This is a genomic window from Caballeronia sp. LZ043 (genome assembly GCF_031451075.1).
In the GTDB taxonomy this organism is placed as follows: Bacteria; Pseudomonadota; Gammaproteobacteria; order Burkholderiales; family Burkholderiaceae; genus Caballeronia.
The window spans coordinates 1-1,315 of sequence record NZ_JARUXT010000042.1 but is presented as its reverse complement, the minus strand read 5'-3'; the positions used below and the strand labels follow the sequence as shown (position 1 = coordinate 1,315).

Annotated in this window: 2 protein-coding genes; both read right to left on the bottom strand. The window is 60.1% G+C overall.

Annotated elements, in window-relative coordinates:
- Positions 1 to 148: 148 nt before the first annotated feature.
- Positions 149 to 1,033 (bottom strand): LysR substrate-binding domain-containing protein, encoded by an 885-nt coding sequence (locus QCE64_RS36375; protein WP_310009195.1) that lies wholly within the window; start codon positions 1,031 to 1,033, stop codon positions 149 to 151.
- 5 nt (positions 1,034 to 1,038) lie between these two features.
- Positions 1,039 to 1,315, bottom strand: a 277-nt coding sequence (locus QCE64_RS36370) for a hypothetical protein (protein WP_310009193.1), incomplete at its 5' end; no start/stop codon positions are given.

Genomic DNA, 1,315 nt, shown 5'->3' with positions numbered 1-1,315 from the left:
CTACTGGTTCACGATGCCGCTGGTGGTGGCGGCGGTGATCCTGGTTGTGACCGTGAAGGTCGATTCACGCCAGAAGACGCTCGAAGAAGCGAGTGGCGAAGCTGCGCGTTAGAGCCAGTGCGAAACATTCGCGTCGGTCTGACAATGATCAGATCCGCAATGACCCGATCGAGTCGAACAGGCGCCGCGCGGCTCCGTTCGGTGCAGCGCCGATATACAGGTGGTATTGCACGTCCGGCAAACGCGGCAATCCATCCGCTTCGCCCAGCACCCGGAAATCCGGACCCATCATTTCAATCGACCGCGCGGTCACTCCGAGCCCCGCACGCACCGCCGCACGGATACCCGGCAACGTGGGCGCGACGTACGTCAGACGCCAGGCAATGCACGCGCGCTCGAGTTGCTTTAGCGCCACTCTGCGGAACAAGCTGGGTTCATCCGCGATGATCAGATCGAGCGGCTGGTCGCGCTGATAGCGATATCCGGCAGCGCAAATCCAAACGGTCGGAGATGCGCGCAGCGTGACACGGCGAAATTCGCGGTGCTCGCGGGGTGAGATCGTCATGTCGATCTCGCCCCGTTTCATGGCCTCCATCAGAAAGGGACTGCGTCCTACGTCGATCACCATCCTCAGGCTCGGGTAGGTCTTCGAGAAGCGCTGCAGCAGATTGGGCAGGCTGGTGTCCGCAACGTCCACTGGCGCGCCGATCCGCACCTCTCCCGAGACCGTCGAACCCGTGATTGCCGAGCAGGCCTCGTCATTCAGCGCGAGCATGCGCCGCGAATATTCGAGCAGCTTGAGTCCATCGTCAGTCAGCCGCTTCTCCCGGCCCTGCTTGCGAAAGAGGATCCGGTTCACCTTCGCTTCGAGCCGCTGCATCTGCCGCGTGACTGCCGATTGCGTGCGATGCACCGCATCAGCTGCGGCGGCGAACGACTCTCGTTCGACGATGGCAACGAATGTTCGCAACAACTCCATATCCAGATTGATGACGCTCTTAAACGGCTTCTTTGATGTTGATGGAGGTCTCATTGCACTCAGGTCACGACGCTACGGAGCGTAACGCGAATGTCGCGGACGGAGTTGCAATGCAGCGTCGAACAAACATAAGCGTCGCTAATCAATTTCTTCGAAATCGTGGATTGTTCGGTAGGGAAGCGGCACATATAGTTCCCACACAACGGCCGTTTGCCGAACTCAGCGGTGCGAGCTGCCGGCAGTCGACACGATCGATAAGGAACAGGAGACGAAGCATGGTGATGAAGTGCCGCATAGCAATTGTTGGCGGCGGTCTGGCTGGCACGGCCACGGCCA

Excerpts from the sequence above, each read along its gene's own strand:
- QCE64_RS36375 (WP_310009195.1), bottom strand. The coding sequence starts at position 1,033 with ATGAGACCTCCATCAACATCAAAGAAGCCGTTTAAGAGCGTCATCAAT.